Origin of the sequence: Agaricicola taiwanensis, from assembly GCF_014635245.1 — a bacterium.
GTDB lineage: Bacteria > Pseudomonadota > Alphaproteobacteria > Rhizobiales > Methylopilaceae > Agaricicola > Agaricicola taiwanensis.
In genome coordinates, this window is sequence record NZ_BMCP01000002.1 from 560,371 (window position 1) to 579,807 (window position 19,437).

18 protein-coding genes are annotated in these 19,437 nt (G+C 63.0%); 9 read left to right on the plus strand and 9 right to left on the minus strand.

The window, feature by feature from the left end; all coding sequences use genetic code 11:
• Positions 1–126: 126 nt before the first annotated feature.
• Together IEV58_RS10085 and bla are read left to right on the plus strand one after the other, a co-directional pair.
• On the plus strand, positions 127–1,437 hold the full coding sequence (locus IEV58_RS10085; protein WP_188409595.1) for an OmpP1/FadL family transporter: 1,311 nt from the start codon (positions 127–129) through the stop codon (positions 1,435–1,437).
• A gap of 80 nt (positions 1,438–1,517) precedes the next feature.
• On the plus strand, positions 1,518–2,384 hold the full coding sequence (gene bla / locus IEV58_RS10090; RefSeq protein WP_188409596.1) for a class A beta-lactamase: 867 nt from the start codon (positions 1,518–1,520) through the stop codon (positions 2,382–2,384).
• A 67-nt stretch (positions 2,385–2,451) separates the two neighbouring features.
• Here the strand turns inward: bla and IEV58_RS10095 are convergent, their stop codons facing one another.
• From IEV58_RS10095 to IEV58_RS10105, 3 genes are all read right to left on the minus strand, one after another.
• A complete protein-coding gene (locus IEV58_RS10095; protein WP_188409597.1) occupies positions 2,452–3,237 on the minus strand; it encodes a Bax inhibitor-1/YccA family protein in 786 nt (261 codons plus the stop codon).
• A 170-nt stretch (positions 3,238–3,407) separates the two neighbouring features.
• Positions 3,408–5,975, minus strand: coding sequence for an ABC transporter permease (locus tag IEV58_RS10100; protein WP_188409598.1), 2,568 nt, complete (start codon positions 5,973–5,975; stop codon positions 3,408–3,410).
• Positions 5,972–6,658, minus strand: a complete 687-nt coding sequence (locus IEV58_RS10105) for an ABC transporter ATP-binding protein (protein ID WP_188409599.1) — start codon at positions 6,656–6,658, stop codon at positions 5,972–5,974. The genes IEV58_RS10100 and IEV58_RS10105 overlap by 4 nt, the downstream gene beginning before the upstream one ends.
• A gap of 54 nt (positions 6,659–6,712) precedes the next feature.
• On the opposite strand from IEV58_RS10105, the gene IEV58_RS10110 reads away from it, so the two are divergent.
• The 3 genes from IEV58_RS10110 (at position 6,713) to IEV58_RS10120 (ending at position 8,829) form a co-directional block, all read left to right on the plus strand.
• Positions 6,713–7,354 carry an arylesterase gene (locus tag IEV58_RS10110; RefSeq protein WP_188409600.1) on the plus strand — a complete coding sequence of 214 codons (642 nt, stop codon included), beginning with the start codon at positions 6,713–6,715 and terminating at the stop codon, positions 7,352–7,354.
• Positions 7,355–7,491: 137 nt separating this feature from the next.
• Positions 7,492–8,025: an RNA 2',3'-cyclic phosphodiesterase gene (gene thpR / locus IEV58_RS10115; protein WP_188409601.1), complete on the plus strand. Its 534-nt coding sequence runs from the start codon at positions 7,492–7,494 to the stop codon at positions 8,023–8,025.
• Positions 8,026–8,049: 24 nt separating this feature from the next.
• The gene (locus IEV58_RS10120; RefSeq protein ID WP_188409602.1) at positions 8,050–8,829 is read left to right on the plus strand and encodes an SDR family oxidoreductase; all 780 of its coding nucleotides are present in this window, start codon (positions 8,050–8,052) and stop codon (positions 8,827–8,829) included.
• Positions 8,830–8,885: 56 nt separating this feature from the next.
• On the opposite strand, the gene IEV58_RS10125 is transcribed toward IEV58_RS10120, so the two are convergent.
• The 3 genes from IEV58_RS10125 to acnA form a co-directional block, all read right to left on the minus strand.
• Positions 8,886–9,176: a DUF2794 domain-containing protein gene (locus IEV58_RS10125; RefSeq protein ID WP_229729421.1), complete on the minus strand. Its 291-nt coding sequence runs from the start codon at positions 9,174–9,176 to the stop codon at positions 8,886–8,888.
• Between the two features lie 404 nt (positions 9,177–9,580).
• Positions 9,581–10,327, minus strand: coding sequence for a DUF1223 domain-containing protein (locus IEV58_RS10130; protein ID WP_188409603.1), 747 nt, complete (start codon positions 10,325–10,327; stop codon positions 9,581–9,583).
• Between the two features lie 114 nt (positions 10,328–10,441).
• Positions 10,442–13,126 (minus strand): aconitate hydratase AcnA, encoded by a 2,685-nt coding sequence (gene acnA / locus IEV58_RS10135; protein WP_188409604.1) that lies wholly within the window; start codon positions 13,124–13,126, stop codon positions 10,442–10,444.
• Between the two features lie 173 nt (positions 13,127–13,299).
• Between acnA and ccmA the strand changes: the two genes are divergently transcribed.
• From ccmA to IEV58_RS10155, 4 genes are all read left to right on the plus strand, one after another.
• Positions 13,300–13,962, plus strand: coding sequence for a heme ABC exporter ATP-binding protein CcmA (ccmA, locus tag IEV58_RS10140; protein ID WP_268235576.1), 663 nt, complete (start codon positions 13,300–13,302; stop codon positions 13,960–13,962).
• 5 nt (positions 13,963–13,967) lie between these two features.
• Complete coding sequence (gene ccmB / locus IEV58_RS10145; protein ID WP_229729422.1) at positions 13,968–14,624, plus strand: heme exporter protein CcmB; 657 nt, start codon at positions 13,968–13,970, stop codon at positions 14,622–14,624.
• Positions 14,625–14,715: 91 nt separating this feature from the next.
• On the plus strand, positions 14,716–15,510 hold the full coding sequence (locus IEV58_RS10150) for a UDP-2,3-diacylglucosamine diphosphatase (RefSeq protein ID WP_188409607.1): 795 nt from the start codon (positions 14,716–14,718) through the stop codon (positions 15,508–15,510).
• Positions 15,510–16,583 (plus strand): glycosyltransferase family 4 protein, encoded by a 1,074-nt coding sequence (locus IEV58_RS10155; RefSeq protein WP_229729340.1) that lies wholly within the window; start codon positions 15,510–15,512, stop codon positions 16,581–16,583. Before IEV58_RS10150 ends, IEV58_RS10155 begins: the two co-directional genes overlap by 1 nt.
• On the opposite strand, the gene IEV58_RS10160 is transcribed toward IEV58_RS10155, so the two are convergent.
• The 3 genes from IEV58_RS10160 to dgcN all read right to left on the minus strand — a co-directional run bounded on the left by IEV58_RS10160 (position 16,519) and on the right by dgcN (position 19,426).
• The gene (locus IEV58_RS10160) at positions 16,519–17,313 is read right to left on the minus strand and encodes a hypothetical protein (RefSeq protein ID WP_188409609.1); all 795 of its coding nucleotides are present in this window, start codon (positions 17,311–17,313) and stop codon (positions 16,519–16,521) included. The two genes, IEV58_RS10155 and IEV58_RS10160, sit on opposite strands and share 65 nt — an antisense overlap.
• Positions 17,314–17,429: 116 nt before the next feature.
• Entirely contained in the window at positions 17,430–18,413 is a 984-nt protein-coding gene (dgcA, locus tag IEV58_RS10165) for an N-acetyl-D-Glu racemase DgcA (RefSeq protein WP_188409610.1), read from the minus strand.
• Positions 18,410–19,426, minus strand: coding sequence for an N-acetyltransferase DgcN (gene dgcN / locus IEV58_RS10170; RefSeq protein ID WP_188409611.1), 1,017 nt, complete (start codon positions 19,424–19,426; stop codon positions 18,410–18,412). Before dgcN ends, dgcA begins: the two co-directional genes overlap by 4 nt.
• Positions 19,427–19,437 lie beyond the last annotated feature (11 nt).

Sequence of the window (19,437 nt, forward strand, 5' to 3'; positions counted from 1 at the left end):
GATTCTTCGGCCACATACGTTGCGAAAGCTTCGGCTGCTACAACCTCTCCAACCATCTGAGATTGCTGTGGCACGCGGCTTTGGGCAGCATGTGGGCAACGGGAATCGTTAGGGGCAGGAAAACGCATGTCACACCATCTGAAGACACTGGCCTTCGCGGCAACGAGCGTTGCCGGTGTCCTGGCCACGCTGGGGGCGGCAGAGGCAGGCGGTTTCGCACTGCGTGAGCAGAGCGCCTATGGACAGGGCTGGTCCTTCGCGGGCTCCGCCGCCGGAGGCCCCGGCGTATCCGGCATGTTCTGGAATCCGGCGCTCGTCACGAATTCCATGGCCAAGGTGACCATCGATTCCAGCTATTCGCTTGTTGCTCCTATCGTGGAGCTTGAAGGCGTGGGCAATTACCCGAGCATCCTGTCGCCGACGCCCTTCTTTGGCGAAAGTGGCGACATGGGCCAGGATGCTCTTGTTCCCGCCACCTCCGGCAGCATCCGCCTGACCGACGATCTTTATCTCGGCCTTTCGCTCAGCGGTCCCTTCGGCCTGGTAACGAAACCGAATCCAGGCTGGGTCGGGTCTTACGACAGCTATTCCTCGCGCATCTTCTCCATCAACGCGACCCCAACGATCGGTTATCGCATCAACGATTGGATCAGCATCGGTGCCGGCATCCAGTTCCAGTACCTGAAGGCCGACCTGAAGAATTTCCTGCCCGTCGGTCTGACCAATCAGCTGCTCGACATCAATGCCGAGGACGATCTTGGCATCGGTTTCACCGCTGGTGTCCAACTGCGGCCGACACCAACAACCGAGGTCGGCATTGGCTTCCGCTCGTCAGTCACGCATGAACTGGATTCCGACGCGCGCCTCGGCGCCGCGCCCGTTCTGCCCTTCGATACCAAGCTGCATACGCCGGAGGTGGTCACGCTCGGCGTGCGCCAGCGCATCGGCGATGCCTTCACCGTGGCGGGCACGGTCGAATGGACCAACTGGAGCAGGCTCGGCACGCTTCGTGGCGAGGGACCTGGTGCCGCCTATATTCCGGGTGCTGCCCTGCCGTTTGAATATGATGACGGCTGGTTCTTCTCTGGCGGTGTTGAATATCAGTACTCGCCGGAGTTCAGCTTGCGCGCGGGCATCGGCTACGAGATTTCCCCGATCTCCGATGAGGATCGCTCCACCCGCCTGCCGGACAGCGATCGACTGTGGCTCAGCGCTGGCGGCAGCTACAACTGGTCGGAAAGGCTGTCCTTCGACCTGGGCTATTCTTTCATCACCGCGCTCGGCGATGGCGATATCAACCGCACGGTAGACGTCGCTGGTCTGGGCACCCGGGCCTTGTTCGTCGGCGAGACCGATGCCGTCACCCATGTGGTGTCGGTCGGCATCCGCTATAAATTCGGCAATCCGGAACCGGCGGCGGTCGTCGCGAAATACTGATCTTTGCTTTGCCGCAATGCTCGCAGAAAAAGCCGACCTGAGGGTCGGCTTTTTTGCTGCACCCTGTTCGGGGAGGTCACATGACGATCGAAGTCAGTCGCCGTGTCTGGATCGGCGGTGCCATATCGATGTTGGCCATGCCCGCCGTGGCGCAGCCGAGCCCCGTTGAGGCACGGGTGCGGGTTTTGGAGGAACGCACCGGCGGGCGTCTCGGCTTCGCGATCTTCGATATGGCGCGCGGACTCCGTAACCACTGGCGCGCAGACGAGCGCTTTCCCATGGCCAGCACCTTCAAGTTCCTCGCGGTAGCGCATGTGCTGTGGCGCGTTGAGCAGGATCAGGAGAGGCTGGACCGCCGCGTCGTCTTCGGCCGGAAGGATCTCGTGACCTATTCGCCCGCAACCGAGAAGCACATCGGCGGGCGTGGCATGACCATGGCTGATCTGTGCAAGGCGGCGGTCACGCTCAGCGATAACACCGCCGGCAATCTGCTGCTTGCCAGCTTCGGCGGCCCGGAGGGATTGACGGCCTTCGCCCGAAGGCTGGGCGATACGCAGACCCGTCTGGATCGAACCGAGCCCAAGCTCAACGAGGCCGGTGTCGGTGATCCACGTGACACGACCACGCCGCGGGCCATGCTCGAGAATATGCGCAAGCTCCTGTTCGGCGACATCTTGTCGGAGCCCTCGCAACGTCAGTTGGCTCGATGGCTCTTGGAGAACACCACGGGAGACAGGCGCCTGCGGGCCGGCGCGCCGCCGTCGTGGCGCGTCGGCGATAAGACCGGCACAGGCCGCAACGGCGTTACCAACGACATCGGGTTGATGCTTCCGCCGAAGGACAGCCCGATCCTTGTGACGGCATATTTCATGGGGTCGAAACTGCCGCAGGCCGAACGGGATGAGGTGATCGCGGAGGTCGGCCGCATCGCCGCTTCCATCGACTAGAACAACCCCACATGAAAAAAGCCCCGGCAGTTGCCGGGGCCTTCGTAAGTGCGGTTCGTCGTGCTGCTTACTCGCGATTTCCGAGAAGCGACAGCAGCATGGTGAAGAGGTTGATGAAGTTCAGGTAGAGCGACAGGGCGCCCATGACCGCCTTGCGGCCTGCCACGGCAACGTCGTCACCGAAGAAATACATCTCCTTGATCCGCTGCGTGTCGTAGGCGGTGAGGCCTGCGAAGATCAGCACGCCGGCGACCGAGACCACGAACTGCAGCATGGACGAGCCGAGGAAGATGTTGACCACGCTGGCGATGATGATGCCGAAGAGGCCCATGATCAGGAAGCTGCCCATGGCCGTGAGGTCACGCTTCGTGGTGTAGCCATAGAGGCTGAGCGCACCAAAGGACGCGGCTGTGATGAAGAACACCCGGGCGATGGAGGCTCCCGTGTAGACCATGAAGATCGACGACAGCGACATTCCCATGAGAGCGGAGAAGATCCAGAACGTGGTCTGCGCCGCGCCCACGCTCATGGTGCCGATCCTGGCGGACAGGAAGAAGACGAGGCCAAGAGGTGCCAGCATCACCAGCCATTTTAGGGGGCTGACGAACATGGCGTAGCCGAAGTTGGTCAGATACATGCCTTCGCGCACCTGCGCGGCCGCGCCTGCCGGGTCGCTGGTAACGGAAGCCATGAAGATGCCGATGGCGAACAGGCCGGTGATGGCCAGGCCAAAGGTCATGTAGTTGTAGACAGAGAGCATATAGGAGCGCAGGCCCTGATCGACCGCGCCCGCTTCAGCGCGCGCGACCCCAGCTCCATAGCGGGCCGTGGCGTTGCGATCAAAGTCGGACATGTGTTCCACCCTTTGTGTTGATCCAGGCGAAAGCCAGGATTCCTACGTCTCAATATGGCGTCGTTTCGCACGCGCACAAGTCTATGCCAACGCCATGCTTTCGCAGCATGACACGGAAATCGGCGCGCCGCCATGTTCGGCACATGAAATTTTGGTAAGGCCCTGCTGCTTCAAAGATTTCTAAGGTGCCGCGCCGGCGTTTCGCCAAGAATTCGCCAGGTGCCGACAAGGCCCAGAAAAACGGTCAGCAGCAGCGCCGCAAAAGCCGCAATGGCCGCGCCCGTAATGTCGGGGAAGAAGGCGAGATTCATGACCTGGGTGACCACAGCATAGGCCGCGACACTGCCAGCCAGGACGCCGAAGAGGGCTGTGGTGGCACCCAGCATGAGATACTCCAGCGAAAAAGCGGCCAGCAGGCGCTTTCGCGTCGCGCCCAGCGTCTTGAGCACCACCGCGTCATAGACACGGTGCCGATGGCCGGCCGCCAATGCTCCTGCGAGCACAAGTATGCTGGAGACGAGCGTGACGCCACTGGCCGAGCGGATCGCAAGAGCGAGATCACCGACGAGCGCGTTCACGGTGTCCAGCGCCTCTTTCACCCGCACGGCAGTGACGTTGGGGAAGGCATCTGCGACGGCACGCAGAAGGCCGCGCTCCTGCTCCGCGCCGGCGCCATCAGGATAGGAGAGGGTGGCGAGGTATGTGTAGGGCGCGCCGCGGAAGGCGTTGGGCGAGAAGACCATGACAAAGTTGATGCCGAGCCGCTCCCACTGAATGTCCCGCAGGTTGGCGATCCGAGCGGTGATGGTGCGGCCGAGCACATTGACCTGGACTTCGTCACCAATGGAAAGCTGCAGTTCCCGCGCTAGCTCCGCGCCAAAGGAGACTTGAGGCGGGCCGTCGTAATCGGCGGGCCACCAGCTTCCCTCGGTGACGGTGGAACCTTCCGGCGGTGCGGAGGAAAAGGTGATGCCCCGGTCTCCGCGTAGGACCCATTCCGATTCCGGCGTCGTCGGGTACTCCGCCGCGGCAATGCCCTTGAGGCTGACGACACGGCCGCGCAGCATCGGCACACGCTCGATCTGAGGATCGGCGCCGCGCTCCCGCAGAAAAGTCTCGAAGCGATCGCCGTCGGTGTTGGCCACATCGAGAAAGAAGAAGCTGGGAGCCATCTCCGGCAGGTTGCCGGTGAGCTGCCGGCGCAGCGAACCTTCGATCAGCACGACCGTGACCATGAGGGAGAGGCCGAGGCCCAGCGACAGCACAACCGAAGGCGTCAAGGCTCCAGGACGGTGGATGTTCGTCAGCGCCAGCCGCAGTTCGGTCTGGCGCGGGCGCGGCAGCTTGCGCGCCGCCCAGGTGATCAGGCTGGCGATGAGGCGGAGGCCGAGAAAAATCGCGGCAGCGGCACCGACAAAAAGGATGGCGATGTAGCGATCGTAGGCGGCCGCGATGGCGAGCGCGACCAAGGCCGTGAGCGCGAGGGCACCGGTCAGGCGATAGCGCAGGCGCGGCAAGCCCTTCACCCCGCCGATGCGTTCGCGGAAGAGGGCGGAGACGGCAACGTCGTGCGCGCGCCCGAGAGGCCAGAGGGCGAAGGCGAGGGCGGTCAGGAGGCCATATGATGCGCCAAGGGCGAGGTTAAGGCCGTCGACCGAGGGTGTGAACGGCACCGGGATCATGGCGCCGAGACCCCAGGCAACCGCGAAGGGCATAGCCGCGCCCAATACCAGGCCGATCACGACGCCGACCAGCGCCAGCGCCATGATCTGCACGAGGTGGACGAGGACGACGAAACCGCCGGATGCACCCAGGCATTTGAGGCTCGCAATGGTCTCGCGCTTCCGATCGACGAAGCCGCCGACGGCATTGACCACGCCCACACCGCCCACCATCAGCGCTGTCAGCCCCACGAGCGTCAGAAACTGGGTGAAGCGTTCGATATTACGCTCCAGGCGCGGCGAGACATTCTGGCGGTCACGGATCCGCCAGCCCGCATCCGGAAAGGCAGAGGACACAGCCTCGCGCGTCGTCCGAATCGCGTCGTCCGACGCACCTTCCGGCAAGGCCAGACGGTAACTCCACTCGACGAGGCTGCCGGGCTGGATCAAGCCGCTTGCAGCAAGGCCCGCGTCGGACATCAGAATGCGAGGGCCGAAATCGATCCCGCCAGCAATGGCATCTGGTTCCTTTGCAAGTGTCGCCCGTACCTCGTATTCGGCGTTTCCGATGCGGATACGAGCGCCGGTTTCGATGCCGAGACGGTCGAGCAAGGCGGGCGCGGCCAGAACGCCGAAGCTGCCGTTTTGCTCGGACAAGGCATCCTCAATCGCAACCGGCGGATTTGTTTCCACGGCGCCGACCAGCGGATAGGCGCCATCGACGGCTTTGAGTTCCGAAAGCGTCGCCTCTCCGTTACCGCCACGCGCCATGGCGCGGATGGATGCGACCCGGGATACGGTCCCGCGGCTTTCCAAGAAGGCCCGCTGTTCGGGTGTTGCTTCCTGGTGGTTGAGTTCGAACTCCAGATCGCCGCCCAGAAGGACACGTCCTTCGGAGGCGAGGCCGTCGGTCATGCCGCGCGCGAGACCACCGACGCCGGCGATGGCGGCGACACCCAACGCCAAGCAGGCAAGGAATACGCGAAAGCCCGAGACACCCGCGCGTAACTCCCGAAGAGCGAAACGGACCGCAAGTCCCAGGCCGGGCTTCTGGCAAGGCGGCGCGAAGGCGCTCATGCAGACACCGGCTCGCTGGTCTCGATGCGGCCGGAGCGCATGCGAATGGTGCGGGCGCATCTTTGAGCGAGCGAGGGATCGTGGGTAACGAGAACCAGGGTGGCGCCGCGTTCGGCCGTCTTGGCGAAGAGAAGGTCCGCGATCTGACGGCCGGTTGCTTCGTCGAGATTGCCGGTCGGTTCATCAGCGATAAGGACATCCGGTCGTGGTGCCAGTGCCCGTGCCAAAGCCACGCGCTGCTGCTCGCCGCCTGAAAGCTCGGACGGATAATGCGTTACCCGCTCCTTCAACCCGACAGCGGCGAGTTCGGCTTCCGCAAGCGAAAAGGCGCCGGGCACGCCGGCAAGCTCCAGCGGCACGGCGACGTTTTCCAGCGCGGTCATGGTCGGGATCAGGTGAAAGGATTGGAAGACAACGCCGATATGGCGGCCGCGGAAGCGGGCAAGCCCATCCTCATCCAGCTTCGCAAAATCTTGATCGAGCAGCCGTACCGTTCCAGAATCAGCACGTTCCAAGCCGCCAAGGACCATCAGGAGCGTCGATTTCCCGGATCCGGAGGGGCCGACAAGGCCAACGCTCTCGCCGCGATCTATATGAAGGGTGACCCCTTTGAGGATATGAACGCGGCTGGCGCCGCGGCCAAGACTTAGATCAACACCGCCAAGCTCGACCGCCTTCGCCATGTGCCCTCTGTCATAGATCTTTCATGCCGGCCGAGATATGGAGCCTTTCCTCGTATGATCCAACGCCTGTTTCTTCCCGCTATCGCGATCGTGACCGCGCTCCTTGCCAGCTCTGTCGTCGCCCACGCGCAGCCCGTCAAGATCGTGGCCCTGGGCGACAGCCTCACGGCGGGTTACCAGCTGCCGCCGAACCAGGGTTTCGCGCCCCGACTGCAGGCCGCGCTGCAAGCCAGGGGCTATGAGGTCGTCATCGAAAATGCCGGTGTGTCCGGCGATACCGCCAGCGGCGGTGCGGATCGCCTGGATTGGGCCGTGGGAGAGAACGTCGATGGGGTGATCGTCGAGCTCGGTGCCAACGATGCGCTGCGTGGCGTCGACCCCGACGTGACGCGAAAGGCGCTGGACCGGATCCTGTCGCGTCTCAAGGAGCGCAACATCCCGGTTTTGCTTGCCGGCATGTATGCGCCGCGCAACATGGGGCCTGAATATGTCCAGGCTTTTGATCGCATCTATCCTGAGCTGGCGGTGAAATACGACGTCCCGCTCTATCCGTTTTTTCTCGACGGTGTGGCAGGCGACCGAACGCTCAACCTGGGGGATGGCGTTCATCCCAATGAGGCGGGTGTCGGCGAGATCGTTGAACGCATCCTGCCCATGGTGGAAGACTTCGTGGATGAACTGAAGGGGAAGGGATAGCGTTACCGCCTCCAGGTCATTCACCTTGTCCACATTCATCCTGTCTTCCCCCGTGACCGAGATTGCCGAACGCGTCATGCTGAGGGGAAGGGCCGTGCGAATCGCGCCGGTCTGTTGTCCGAACGAGGGAGGTCATCATGCCCCGGCTCTTTATCGGACTTGAAGTGCCTGACCACGTCAGTCAGAGCCTCTCGTTCCTGCGCGGCGGACTGCCCGGAGCACGCTGGATCGACGCCGAAAACTATCACGTCACCCTGCGCTTCCTCGGCGATATCGACGATCGCACCGCCAATGAGGTGGAGCTTCTGTTGGGCGGCATCCGACACGGTGACGTGGAAATCGTGCTGGACGGGTTGGATGTCTTTGGCGGGACCCGGCCGCGGTCGCTCTTCGTACGTGTCCGGCCGTCGCCTCAGTTGACTGAATTGCAGGCCGATCTGGAACGGCTGGCGCGGCGGGCCGGCCTGCCAGCCGAGACGCGAAAGTTCACGCCCCACATCACGCTCGCCCGCCTGCGCGATGTGTCATCCCGCACCGCGGCGGATTGGCTTTCGATGAAGGGCGGGTTTTTCGGTCAGAGTTTCAAACCTGAAAGCTTTGTGCTGTTCTCGTCGCGGGCTTCGATCGGCGGCGGTCCCTACATCGCGGAAGCGAGCTACCCGCTCTGGTGATCCCCATAGGAAGGCAGATTCCCCATGGACCTCGGAATTTCCGGCCGCACGGCCATCGTCTGCGCTTCCAGCCGAGGGCTCGGCCGGGCTTGTGCTCTTGCGTTGGCGAAGGAGGGATGCCGCGTCGTCATCAATGGGCGCGATGCGGCAGCGCTTGACGAAACCGCCTCGGAGATCTCACGGCTGAGCGGCTCCGATGTGGTCGGGGTTGCCGCCGATGTCAGCACCCATGAGGGGCAGAACGCTCTGCTGGCGGCAGCGCCCGCGGCCGATATCCTCATCAATAACAATGGCGGGCCGCCGCGCAGGGATTTTCGCGAGCTTGATCGAGAGGCCGTGCTGAAAGGAGTGACCGCGAATATGGTCACGCCGATCGAGCTCATTCAGCGTGTGATCGACGGCATGGTGGAACGGCGCTTCGGACGTATCGTCAACATCACCTCCGCCTCTGTGAAGATGCCGCTCACAGGCCTCGATCTGTCCAGCGGCGCCCGTGCCGGTCTCACCGCCTTTCTTGCCGGTGTGGCGCGCGAGGTCGCGGCGTACAACGTCACCATCAACAACGTCCTTCCCGGTATGTTCGATACTGATCGGCTGCGCAGTGGATTTCCGGCCGAAGCAAAGCTTCTCGGCGTGACGGCCGAGGAGGTGGCGGAGCGCCGACGGTCCCATGTGCCGGCCAAACGCTTTGGGGATCCGGACGAATTTGGACGACTCTGCGCTTTCCTGTCGTCCGCTCACGCCGGCTACATCACCGGCCAGAACGTCCTGATCGACGGCGGCAACTTCCCGGCCGCTTTCTAGGATCATGGCCTCTCTGCCGAAAGCTTACGGTCTCCAAGCGGGCCCCATGAGGCCAGCTAGTTGACCAGCTTCAGCTTGCGGTCCAGCACGGCCAGCACGCGGCTGAGATCATGGCCGCGCTTCAGGATCAGACCCGTGGCGGCGATCACGCTGTAGGCGCCTTGCTTGCGCGCGAGCTTGGGATCCTTTTCGATCCGATAGATCGGCACCTCTGAGGTGCGGCGAAAAATGGAGAAGATCGCCTTGTCCTTCAGAATATCGATGGCGTAGTCCCGCCATTCGCCCTCGGCGACTTGCCGGCCATAGACGTTCAGGATTTCACGAAGTTCATCGCGATTGAAGCTGATGCGCGCGGGTGCCGGTGGCTTGGGAGGCTCCGCAACCGCAGGTGGGTCCCTGCGAAGCGACAGGCGTATCGGTTCATCTTCGAGCAAAAGGCCCTCCTTTCCGATCTCGCTGGCTCATGATCGCGCCAGATACTTGCGTCTGCAAGTCAAAACGCGCGCATCAATCAATAGATTAAAAGTGGGTGCAAAAAAACATACTTTCGCCTGAGTTCGGCCCTTCGCCCGCCCTAGTGGTGGGGTCATATACCCACAGTTGCCTCGGAGCCCGATGCTGTCGCGCTCCAAACCCCAGCCCCCCAGCCCCGCGGGGCGTGCCGGTGTCGGGACCTCCGAGTAGCAACGGTTCATCCCAAAGCAAGACCCTCGGGCCGGTTCTACCGGCCCTTTTCTTTGCGCTCTGCAGCTCAGTGTTCAGAGACCCACGCCGCGCCCAGGATTGCTCCTGGCATGCCGCCATTTCCCGCCTGCACCACCACAAGCACCCGATCCGCGTCCTTGGTCATGGCGTCGTCGCGGGCAACGGCAAAGCGGCAAGGCTTGCCCTTCCAAGGGCCAAGGCGCGTCATCTTACGCACCACATTGGAATAGCTCACTTTTCGCTCGGCGTTCTCACCACGCTCGATGGCAACCTGCTGCTTGCTGGCAACGGCGATGAGCCAGATCTCGCCCTTCGGCGATGACGGGTGTTCGTCGAGTTCCACCTCGATGCGGCCGTCGTGTTCGCGCGCCCTGACGGGGAGGCTCAGAACCTCCTCTCGCCGCGACGTGGAAGTGATGGCGGCTTCGATGGCGTCAAGATCGCTGCCCAGGGCATGGGTGACGCCATTCACAACGGTCTGAGGTGTGTAGACCTGCCGATCACCGCGCTCCATGGCATAGGCGCGTTGCCTGGCGGAAAACATCGGCGAGGCGAGGGTGTCCTTCCAGCCGAGATAATCCCAATAATCCACCGGAAGCGACAGGACGACCACGTCGGGGCGTTCGGCCAATGTCTCCAGCAGGACATCCGCCGGCGGACAGGATGAGCAGCCCTGGCTTGTGAAGAGTTCGATCACCGCCCGCGGAGGTTTTGACGCATCCCCCCCTGCCGCAGCGGCGCTGGCGGACAAAGACAAGAGGGCGGCGAGGGCGGTGCGATACGCTGTGATCATGAGACAAGTGATAGGTGCTGCATGGGAAAGCGACCAGTCACGAGCATGCGAGGAGAGGGAAAGTGAAGAGCCCGTGGCCGGAAGAGAACTCCGGCCACGGGGATGACTGCGGGATCAGGCCGCGAGGCCGCGCAGCACGTACTGCAGGATGCCGCCGTTCTTGTAGTAGTCGAGCTCGTCCAGCGTATCGATTCGGCAGATCACCGGCACGTTCTTGACCGAACCGTCCGCGAAGGTGATCTCCAGATTGAGGGTCTGGCGGGGCTTCAGGCCTTCGCTCAATCCCTTGATGGTGACGGTTTCGTCACCCTGGATGCCGAGTGTCTGCCAAGAGGTGCCCTCTTCGAAGACCAGCGGTACGACGCCCATGCCCACCAGGTTGGAGCGGTGGATGCGCTCGAACGACTGAGCGACGACCGCGCGCACGCCGAGGAGGAAGGTTCCCTTGGCTGCCCAGTCGCGGGAGGAGCCGGTGCCATATTCGCGATTGGCGAAGATGACCAGCGGAGTGCCCTCGGCGCGGTACTTCATCGCCGCGTCGTAGATCGGCATCTGCTCGCCGTCGGGCCAGTGCTTGGTCAGGCCGCCTTCGATGCCCTGCAGCATCTGGTTCTTGATGCGGATGTTGGCAAAGGTGCCGCGCATCATAACCTGATGGTTGCCGCGCCGTGTGCCATACTGGTTGAAGTCCTGGGGACGAACCTGATGGTCACGCAGGTAGGCTCCCGCGGGGCTTGCTTCCTTGATCGAGCCGGCCGGCGAGATGTGGTCGGTGGTGATGGAATCGAGGAAGAGGCCGAGAATGCGGGCCTTGTCGATGTCTTCCACCGGAGCCGGCTCACGCTCCATGCCCTCGAAGTAGGGCGGGTTCTGCACATAGGTCGAGCGATCATCCCAGGCATAGGTCATGCCGCCTTCGACCTGGATCTTCTGCCAGTGCTCGTCGCCGGTGAAGACGTCGGCATAGCGTTCCTGGAAGATCTGGCGTGTGACGTTCTCGCGGATGAAGTCCGCGATCTCCTGAGAGGATGGCCAGATGTCCTTCAGATAAACCGGCTGGCCGTCGGAACCCGTGCCCAGCGGTTCGGTGGCGAGATCCACCTGCAGCGAACCGGCGATGGCATAGGCGACCACGAGGGGTGGCGAGGCGAGATAGTTCGCCTTCACATCCGGATTGACGCGGCCTTCGAAGTTGCGGTTGCCCGACAGAACGGCCGTGACGATGAGGTCGTTCTGGTTCACCGCCTCGGACACTTCTTCCGGCAATGGACCGGAGTTTCCGATGCAGGTGGTGCAGCCGATGCCGACCAGGTTGAAGCCGAGCTTGTCCAGATCGGTCTGAAGACCGGAACGGGACAGATATTCACCCACGACCTGCGAACCCGGCGCCAGCGATGTCTTTACATAGGGCTTCGACTTCAGGCCCTTGGCCGCCGCGTTGCGCGCCAGAAGGCCGGCCGCAATCATGACGCTAGGGTTCGAGGTGTTGGTGCAGGAGGTGATCGCCGCGATCACCACGTCGCCGTGACCGATGTCGTAGTCCTTGCCGGCCACGGGGAAACGTGCCGCGGCAGCATCGGCACCCTTCTTGAACTCAGTTTCGATCGCCTTGAGGAAGCCCTGCTTGGCCGATGCCAGTTCGACCCGGTCCTGCGGACGCTTCGGACCGGCAACCGCCGGAACGACGTCGGCAAGATCGAGGCTGAGCGTGTCGGTGAAGACAGGATCTTCCAGATCGTCGGTGCGCAGCATGCCCTGCGCCTTGCAGTAGGCTTCCACGAGCGCAACACGGTCCTCTTCACGACCGGTTTGCGTGAGATAGCGCAGCGTGTCGGTATCGACGGGGAAGAAGCCGCAGGTCGCGCCATATTCCGGCGCCATGTTGCCGATGGTGGCGCGGTCTTCGAGCGGCAGGGCGGAGAGGCCCGAGCCATAAAACTCGACGAATTTGCCGACCACACCCTTCTTGCGCAGCATTTCGGTCACGCGCAGCACGAGATCGGTTGCCGTGACGCCTTCGCGCAGCTTGCCGCTGAGCTTGAAGCCGATGACCTCAGGCAACAGCATCGAAACTGGCTGCCCGAGCATGGCCGCTTCGGCTTCGATGCCGCCGACGCCCCAGCCGAGGACCGCGAGGCCGTTGACCATGGTGGTGTGGCTGTCGGTGCCGACAAGCGTATCGGGATAGGCGACGGTCTCGCCGCCTTCTTCCGAGGTGAACACGGTCTGCGAGAGATATTCGAGGTTCACCTGATGGCAGATGCCGGTGCCGGGCGGCACGACGCGGAAGTTGTCGAAGGAGCCCTGCGCCCATTTCAGGAAGCGATAGCGTTCCTGGTTCTGCTTGTATTCTTCCTCAACATTCATGTTGAAGGCGGCGTTGTTGCCGAAGTACTTGATGATGACCGAGTGGTCGATCACCAGGTCGATGGGGATGAGCGGGTTGATCTTCTTCGGGTCGCCGCCGAAGTGAACCATGGCGTCGCGCATGGCGGCCAGATCCACGATGGCGGGAACGCCGGTGAAGTCCTGCATCAGCACGCGCGCCGGACGGAAGGCGATCTCAAGATCGCTGGTGCGCGTCTGCAGCCAATTGAGGCTGGAGCGGATCATATCGGCGGTGACCGTGCGGCCATCTTCGAACCGCAGCAGGTTTTCGATGAGAACCTTCAGCGAAAAAGGAAGCTTGGAAATACCGGACAAGCCGTTCGCTTCGGCGTCCTTCAGGCTGTAATAGACATATTGCTTGCCGCCCACATTGAGCGTCTTGCGGGATTTGAAACTATCGAGAGAAGCCATGACGGCACAATCCTCTTGGAATGGTGACGATCAGCTTTTGGAGCGCGGACGCGCGCGCCGTTTCGGGTGTGCCCGAGCTCCCGCATGATGCGAACGACGCAGCCGGGAGTGCTATAGCCCACTTTCCTTAAGAGCGCCATAAGAACGAGAGCAATTCTAAAGAGGAATCGCCGTTGACGTCCCCATCCGGTCATCTGTTCCCTCGGCAACGGCTGATAATCCAAGGTGTAAACTGTATGCGCGGCGGACGGTCGCTGGTCCGCGATTTCTCGCTCGTGCTTGGCGGAGGAGAAGCTTTGGTGCTGACGGGCCCGAACGGCGTGGGCAAGACGAGCCTGTTGCGCCTCATGGCCGGGCTTCTGGCTCCCGCGGATGGGACGATCCGCTTTGATGCCGAGCCGGGCAGGACGGATCGCACGCTTTCCGAAGACTGTCATTTTGTCGGTGCACAGGATGCTCTGACACCGGAACTGAGTGTCATCGAGCACATCCGCTTCTGGGCACGCCTTCTGGGTGATGACACGGGATCTGAAGCGGCCGCTTTTTCAATCCTCGATGCGTTGGGTATCGGCCATCTGGAGACCATGCCGGCCGGCTATCTCTCCTCCGGGCAGCGCCGCCGCCTGTCTCTCGCCCGGCTGCTCGCCGTACCGCGGCCGCTGTGGCTTCTGGATGAGCCGACCAATGCACTCGATACCGCCGGACGCGAACGCCTCAGGATCTTGATCGCGCGGCATCGCGCCCTCGGCGGCATGGTGGTGGCGGCAACACATGACCCCCTTGAGTTGCCTGACGCCATGGAACTCGATCTTATTTCGATGGCAGGCGTGCGATGAGCGGGATGATGGCCCTTTTTCGTCGCGACCTCCTGCTCGCACTTCGAGGCGGGGGAGGACCCGGTCTCGCGCTCGTGTTCTTTGCAAGCGTCATCGCCGTCGCGCCGTTCGCGCTCGGTCCGGACCTTGTCCTTCTAGCGCGGATAGGACCGGCGCTGATCTGGCTCGCGGCACTTCTCGCCACATTGCTCGGGCTCGACCGGCTGTTTGCGCGAGACGCGGAGGAAGGCACCCTGGACCTTCTCTTTGCCTCACCTTCGGCGCTGGAACTGCTTGTGCTGGCAAAGGCCGCCGCTCACTGGATGACAACCGGTCTGCCGCTCGCCGTCGTGTCGCTGTTGCTCTCGCTCATGCTGAACATGTCCGTGGCGACAGGCTTCGCAACGGCCTTGACCCTTCTCATCGGCACTCCCGCGCTCACCTTGATCGGCGTGATCGGCGCCTCGCTGACGGTTGGCCTGCGGCGCGGCGGGTTGCTCATTCCGGTGCTTGTCCTGCCGCTGGCTGTGCCGGTGCTGATTTTCGGCGTTGCCGCTGTCGAAGGCGTGGCACAGCACGGATTCATGGCTCCAGCTTTTCTGGTTCTTGCAGGGTTGGTGCTCGCCACACTCGCACTGATTCCCTTCGCGGCGGCGGCGGCGCTCCGCGCGGGCAGAAATTAGCGAGCAATATTCGCAGCTTACGCGCTGTCACAATGGTGAAATCTTATCCAAGCTATCTGCTCCTCATGGATCATCCACGAGGGACCCGCTGATGGCGCGGCAGGACATCCAATCCTTTCGGACCCTTTTTCTGTCCGACATCCATCTTGGCACCAAAGGGTGCCAGGCTGATCTCCTTCTCGACTTCCTCCGTGTGCATGAAGCGGAGACGATCTATCTTGTCGGCGACATCGTCGACGGCTGGCGACTGAAAACCGGCTGGTATTGGCCCCAGACGCACAACGACGTGGTGCAAAAGCTCTTGCGCAAAACCCGTAAGGGCGCGCGGCTCATCTATGTGCCGGGCAACCACGACGAGTTTCTCCGTGACTACTACGGCGTTCATTTCGGCGGCATCGAAGTGGTGGAGCAGATCGTCCACGAAGCAGCCGACGGCAAACGCTATCTCGTCATTCATGGCGATGTGTTCGATGTGGTGGTGCGCCATGCCAAATGGCTGGCCTTCCTTGGCGACTGGGCCTACACGGCCGCCCTTGGGATCAACACTTACGTCAATATGATACGGCGTCGTCTGGGCCTGACCTATTGGTCGCTTTCGGCCTGGGCGAAGCTGCGGGTCAAGAACGCCGTCAACTTCATCGGCGATTTCGAAGACACTCTGTCGGCGGAAGCCAGGAAGCTCGAAGTGGATGGCGTGATCTGCGGGCACATCCACCACGCCGCCATGCGCGACATCAACGGCGTGCGCTACATCAACACCGGCGATTGGGTGGAAAGCTGCACGGCCGTCGGCGAACGGCATGACGGAACCATGGAGATCATCCGCTGGAGCAACCCTGCTCATGAGAGGCTGCCTCTTGCCGCGCCGGTCCCGGAGGCCGCGTGATGCGCATTTTGATCGCGAGCGACGCGTGGCAGCCGCAGATAAACGGCGTGGTGCGCACACTCGAGCGGCTGGGCCAGGAACTGCCGGCGCTGGGGGCGCAGGTGGACTATCTGACGCCTCAGGACTACCGCACCCTGCCGATGCCAACCTATCCTGACATCCGGATGGCGCTCACATCGCCGGCGAATGTCGCAAGGCGCATCGCGCAGCACGATCCCGAACACGTTCATATCGCCACGGAAGGCCCTCTGGGCATCATGGCCCGGCGCGCGTGCCTTGCGTCCGGCCGCGCCTTTACAACCAGCTATCACACCCGTTTTCCCGAATATCTGCGGGCGCGGGTGCCGGTGCCGGAAGCCTGGACCTATGCCTGGCTCCGGCGCTTCCACAACGACGGCTCAGCAACCCTTGCCGCCACGCCGACGCTGGTATCGGACCTGCGCGCACGCGGTTTCGACAATGTCGTTCTGTGGTCGCGGGGGGTGGATGGCGATCTGTTCCGGCCGCGGGATCGCCGGGTGCTCGATCTTCCCGGACCTATCTTCCTGTCTGTCGGCCGGATTGCGATCGAGAAGAACCTGGAAGCGTTCCTTTCGCTCGATCTGCCCGGCAGCAAGGTGGTTGTCGGCGACGGTCCGGCTCTCGCGCAACTGAAGGCGCGTTATCCCGACACCGTATTCCTCGGCGCCCGCACCGGAGAAGATCTCGCCGCGATCTACGCCTCGGCCGACGTCTTTGTTTTCCCTAGCCTGACCGATACGTTCGGCATTGTGCTTCTTGAAGCGCTGGCCTCGGGACTGCCGGTGGCGGCCTATCCTGTGATGGGGCCCATCGATGTGATCGGTGGAACGGAGGCGGGCGTTCTTGATGCCGATCTGAAAACGGCATGTCTCGCGGCGCTCAACCTCTCCAGGGAGAAGGCGCGAGAGCTTGCGCTTCGCCACAGCTGGACCGCCTGTGCGCAGCTCTTCCTTGACGAGGCACGGGCCGCGAAGTTCAGCCGCGCCGTCAGGCAAAGAGGACGGATTTTGCCTCGAATGACAATGCGTCGATATCGGACGACGGACCTCTGACCTGCGCGATGGCAGCGCGCAACGTTGTTGCCAGATGCTCGTGATTGTCGAGGCGCGGCAGGGCCGCTTTCGGCACGTTCACACGCGGTGAGGGTTCACGGCCTTCTGGTTCATCACCAAAGAGTTCATCTTCGATAACATTATCGCCGTCTGCCGCGATTTCCCCGGATGGTTGCGCTGACGTGATCGCTTCCGGTAGAGCAGCCTTGGCCAGTGCGCCACTCTCTGCGAAACTTGCCGCATCGGCGTCTGAACGCTCCCGCTTTTCGGCAGGTGAGGGAGCTGCCACGTCGGTTATCTCGGTCGCTTCCTTCACCGGCTCAGGACCGGAAAAGGCGTCCATGCCAGCCTGACCCATGATGATCTGGATGCGGTTTTCCAGATATCGCAATGCCGTGGCTGCCCTCTGCGCGGCGGCTGCGCGTGATTCTCCCGGAGCGGCTGAGGCTTTTGACTTGGTGACGCCGAAGGCCGTCATCACATCATTGCGGGCCTGATGAATGGCGCGTGCGAGATCGATGAGTTCGATCTGTATCCGTTCCATTTCCTGAGACGAGCGCTGCGTCAGAAGACGGGTTTCGAGGCGTTCGATCGCTTGGGCCAGATCCGCGGTTTCGGCAAGCCTCTGACGGCGCGCGTATTCGGCGAGGAACCACCGACCACGTGCTGTTTCCAGCACGGCAGCTTCGATCGTTTCGAAGTCCTCGTCCTTGAGAGGATTGTCTCTCATGCCTGTCCCGCCGACGCTTCCCAGCGCGTTTCCGAATCGCTTTTCAGCACAACGCCTTGCTGAGTTTAAAGCCTATCGGGCGCGCGCGGAATGGCATCCCGGCTGCGATCAGCCGCTCATCCCCAGATGTCGGGTGAAGGAGGATGCATCAGACTGTCCTCGAATCTGATGCCGCCGGGCCGATCGGCGCTCAGGAGCAGCGGCCCATCAAGGTCGATGAAGCGCGCCGTCTGCGCGAGGAGGAAGGCGGGCGCCATGGCAAGCGAAGTCGCCAGCATGCAGCCGACCATGACCTGCAGCCCCGCCGCCTCGGCGTCCTTCTGAAGCGCCAGCGCTTCGGTGAGACCTCCGGTCTTGTCGAGCTTGATGTTGATGGCGTCATACTTGCCCGACAGTTTGGATAGGCCGGCCCGATCGTGAGCGCTTTCGTCAGCGCATACAGGCACCGGCCGCCGCAGGCTCATCAGGGCGTCGTCCTCGGTGGCGGGCAGAGGCTGCTCGATCAGGATGACCCCGGCGGCGGCGCAGGCGGTCAGATTTTGTTCAAGCAGGGCGCCGGTCCAGCCTTCATTGGCATCGACGATGAGTTCCGCCTTTGGCGCGGCCTTGCGGATGGCGGCGATGCGCTCCGGGTCACCGGCTGCGCCGAGCTTGACCTTGAGCAGCGGCCGATGCGCGGCCTTTGCCGCGGCTTCCGCCATCTCATCCGGTGTGCCGAGACTGAGCGTGTAGGCGGTGGTGCGCGGCTGCGGCTCGGGCAATCCCGCGAGCGACCACGCCGGTTTTCCGGACAGCTTGGCTTCGAGATCCCAGAAGGCGCAGTCGAGGGCATTTCGTGCGGCGCCTGACGGCAGCGTCTTTTGCAACTCGTTCCGCGTCATGCCGTCCGCAACGGCCTGGGCGAGCCCCAGAATGTCGGCGGCGGTACCCTCGACCGTTTCGCCATAGCGCGCGTAGGGAACGCATTCCCCTCGGCCGATGTGGGTTCCGTCGCTGATCTCGGCCACCACGACCACCGCCTCCGTCTTGGAGCCGCGGGCGATGGTGAAGCGGCCGGCGATGGGCCACCGCTCTGTCCGGATGGAAAGCCGCCGTGTCATGATGTGCCGAATTCCTTGTGGAGCCGGTCGACGATGGGCTCCACACCAAAGCGTACGGGGTCGCAGGCGGGCAGGCCATGAGCCTCGCCAACATCAGCGAGCATGGCTTGCGCTGCGGCCTCATCCAGCGCCGAGGTGTTGATGGCGATCCCGATGCAGCGGATGGCAGGATTGGTGAGCTTGCCGCACTGAATGGTGAGGTCGATCACCTCCTGTATGGACGGCAACGGGTGAGACACCCCGCGCATGGTGGTGCGGGTGGGTTCATGACACACCACGAAGGCATCGGGCTGGCTGCCATGGAGGAGGCCCAACGTCACACCGGCAAAAGAGGGGTGGAAGAGGGAGCCCTGGCCTTCGACGACATCCCAGTGCCGAGGGTCGTCCGCTTCCGGACTGATCCATTCGGCGGCGCCGGAAATGAAATCGGCCACTACAGCGTCGACGGCCGCTCCCCTTCCGGAGATGAACACACCTGTTTGTCCCGTGGCCCGAAAATCCGCATCATAGCCCCGGTTGCGCATGGCGGTTTCCAGCGCCAGCGCCGTATATTTCTTCCCCACGGAGCAATCGGTGCCAACGGTCAGGAGGCGCATTCCGCTCCGTTTGGTGCCTTTGCCGGTGGCGAAGCGCTGTGGCGGGTGGCGGGCGTCGAAAAGCTGCCGCCCATTGGCCTCCGCCGCCTCGGCGATGGCCGGCACCTCCTTCAATCGCATATGCAGGCCGCTGGCGACGTCCAGCCCCGCGTTCAGCGCTTCCACGATGGCGCCGATCCAGCTGTCGGGGAGCACGCCTCCGGCGTTGACCACACCGATGATCATGGTGCGGGCGCCCAGCGCCCGGGCGTCCATGATCGACAAATCCTGCAATCCGACATCCGCTTTGCAGCCCGGCAGCCGATGTTGACCGACGCACCAGTCCCGCCGCCAGTCAACGATGCCCGCCGCGGTCTTCACCGCGAGCTGGTCCGGCGCGTCACCCAGGAAAAGCAGGTAAGGCTTGGTGATGTCCATGAGGTCCGTCC

Bases quoted from the DNA above. Each gene is read 5' to 3' on its own strand.
- bla (WP_188409596.1), top strand. From the start codon at position 1,518: ATGACGATCGAAGTCAGTCGCCGTGTCTGGATCGGCGGTGCCATATCG.
- acnA (WP_188409604.1), bottom strand. From the start codon at position 13,126: ATGGCTTCTCTCGATAGTTTCAAATCCCGCAAGACGCTCAATGTGGGC.
- IEV58_RS10120 (WP_188409602.1), top strand. From the start codon at position 8,050: ATGGACCTCGGAATTTCCGGCCGCACGGCCATCGTCTGCGCTTCCAGC.
- IEV58_RS10150 (WP_188409607.1), top strand. From the start codon at position 14,716: ATGGCGCGGCAGGACATCCAATCCTTTCGGACCCTTTTTCTGTCCGAC.
- IEV58_RS10105 (WP_188409599.1), bottom strand. From the start codon at position 6,658: ATGGCGAAGGCGGTCGAGCTTGGCGGTGTTGATCTAAGTCTTGGCCGC.
- IEV58_RS10110 (WP_188409600.1), top strand. From the start codon at position 6,713: ATGATCCAACGCCTGTTTCTTCCCGCTATCGCGATCGTGACCGCGCTC.
- IEV58_RS10100 (WP_188409598.1), bottom strand. From the start codon at position 5,975: ATGAGCGCCTTCGCGCCGCCTTGCCAGAAGCCCGGCCTGGGACTTGCG.
- IEV58_RS10095 (WP_188409597.1), bottom strand. From the start codon at position 3,237: ATGTCCGACTTTGATCGCAACGCCACGGCCCGCTATGGAGCTGGGGTC.
- IEV58_RS10085 (WP_188409595.1), top strand. From the start codon at position 127: ATGTCACACCATCTGAAGACACTGGCCTTCGCGGCAACGAGCGTTGCC.
- dgcN (WP_188409611.1), bottom strand. From the start codon at position 19,426: ATGGACATCACCAAGCCTTACCTGCTTTTCCTGGGTGACGCGCCGGAC.
- dgcA (WP_188409610.1), bottom strand. From the start codon at position 18,413: ATGACACGGCGGCTTTCCATCCGGACAGAGCGGTGGCCCATCGCCGGC.
- ccmB (WP_229729422.1), top strand. From the start codon at position 13,968: ATGATGGCCCTTTTTCGTCGCGACCTCCTGCTCGCACTTCGAGGCGGG.
- thpR (WP_188409601.1), top strand. From the start codon at position 7,492: ATGCCCCGGCTCTTTATCGGACTTGAAGTGCCTGACCACGTCAGTCAG.
- IEV58_RS10160 (WP_188409609.1), bottom strand. From the start codon at position 17,313: ATGAGAGACAATCCTCTCAAGGACGAGGACTTCGAAACGATCGAAGCT.
- IEV58_RS10130 (WP_188409603.1), bottom strand. From the start codon at position 10,327: ATGATCACAGCGTATCGCACCGCCCTCGCCGCCCTCTTGTCTTTGTCC.
- IEV58_RS10155 (WP_229729340.1), top strand. From the start codon at position 15,510: ATGCGCATTTTGATCGCGAGCGACGCGTGGCAGCCGCAGATAAACGGC.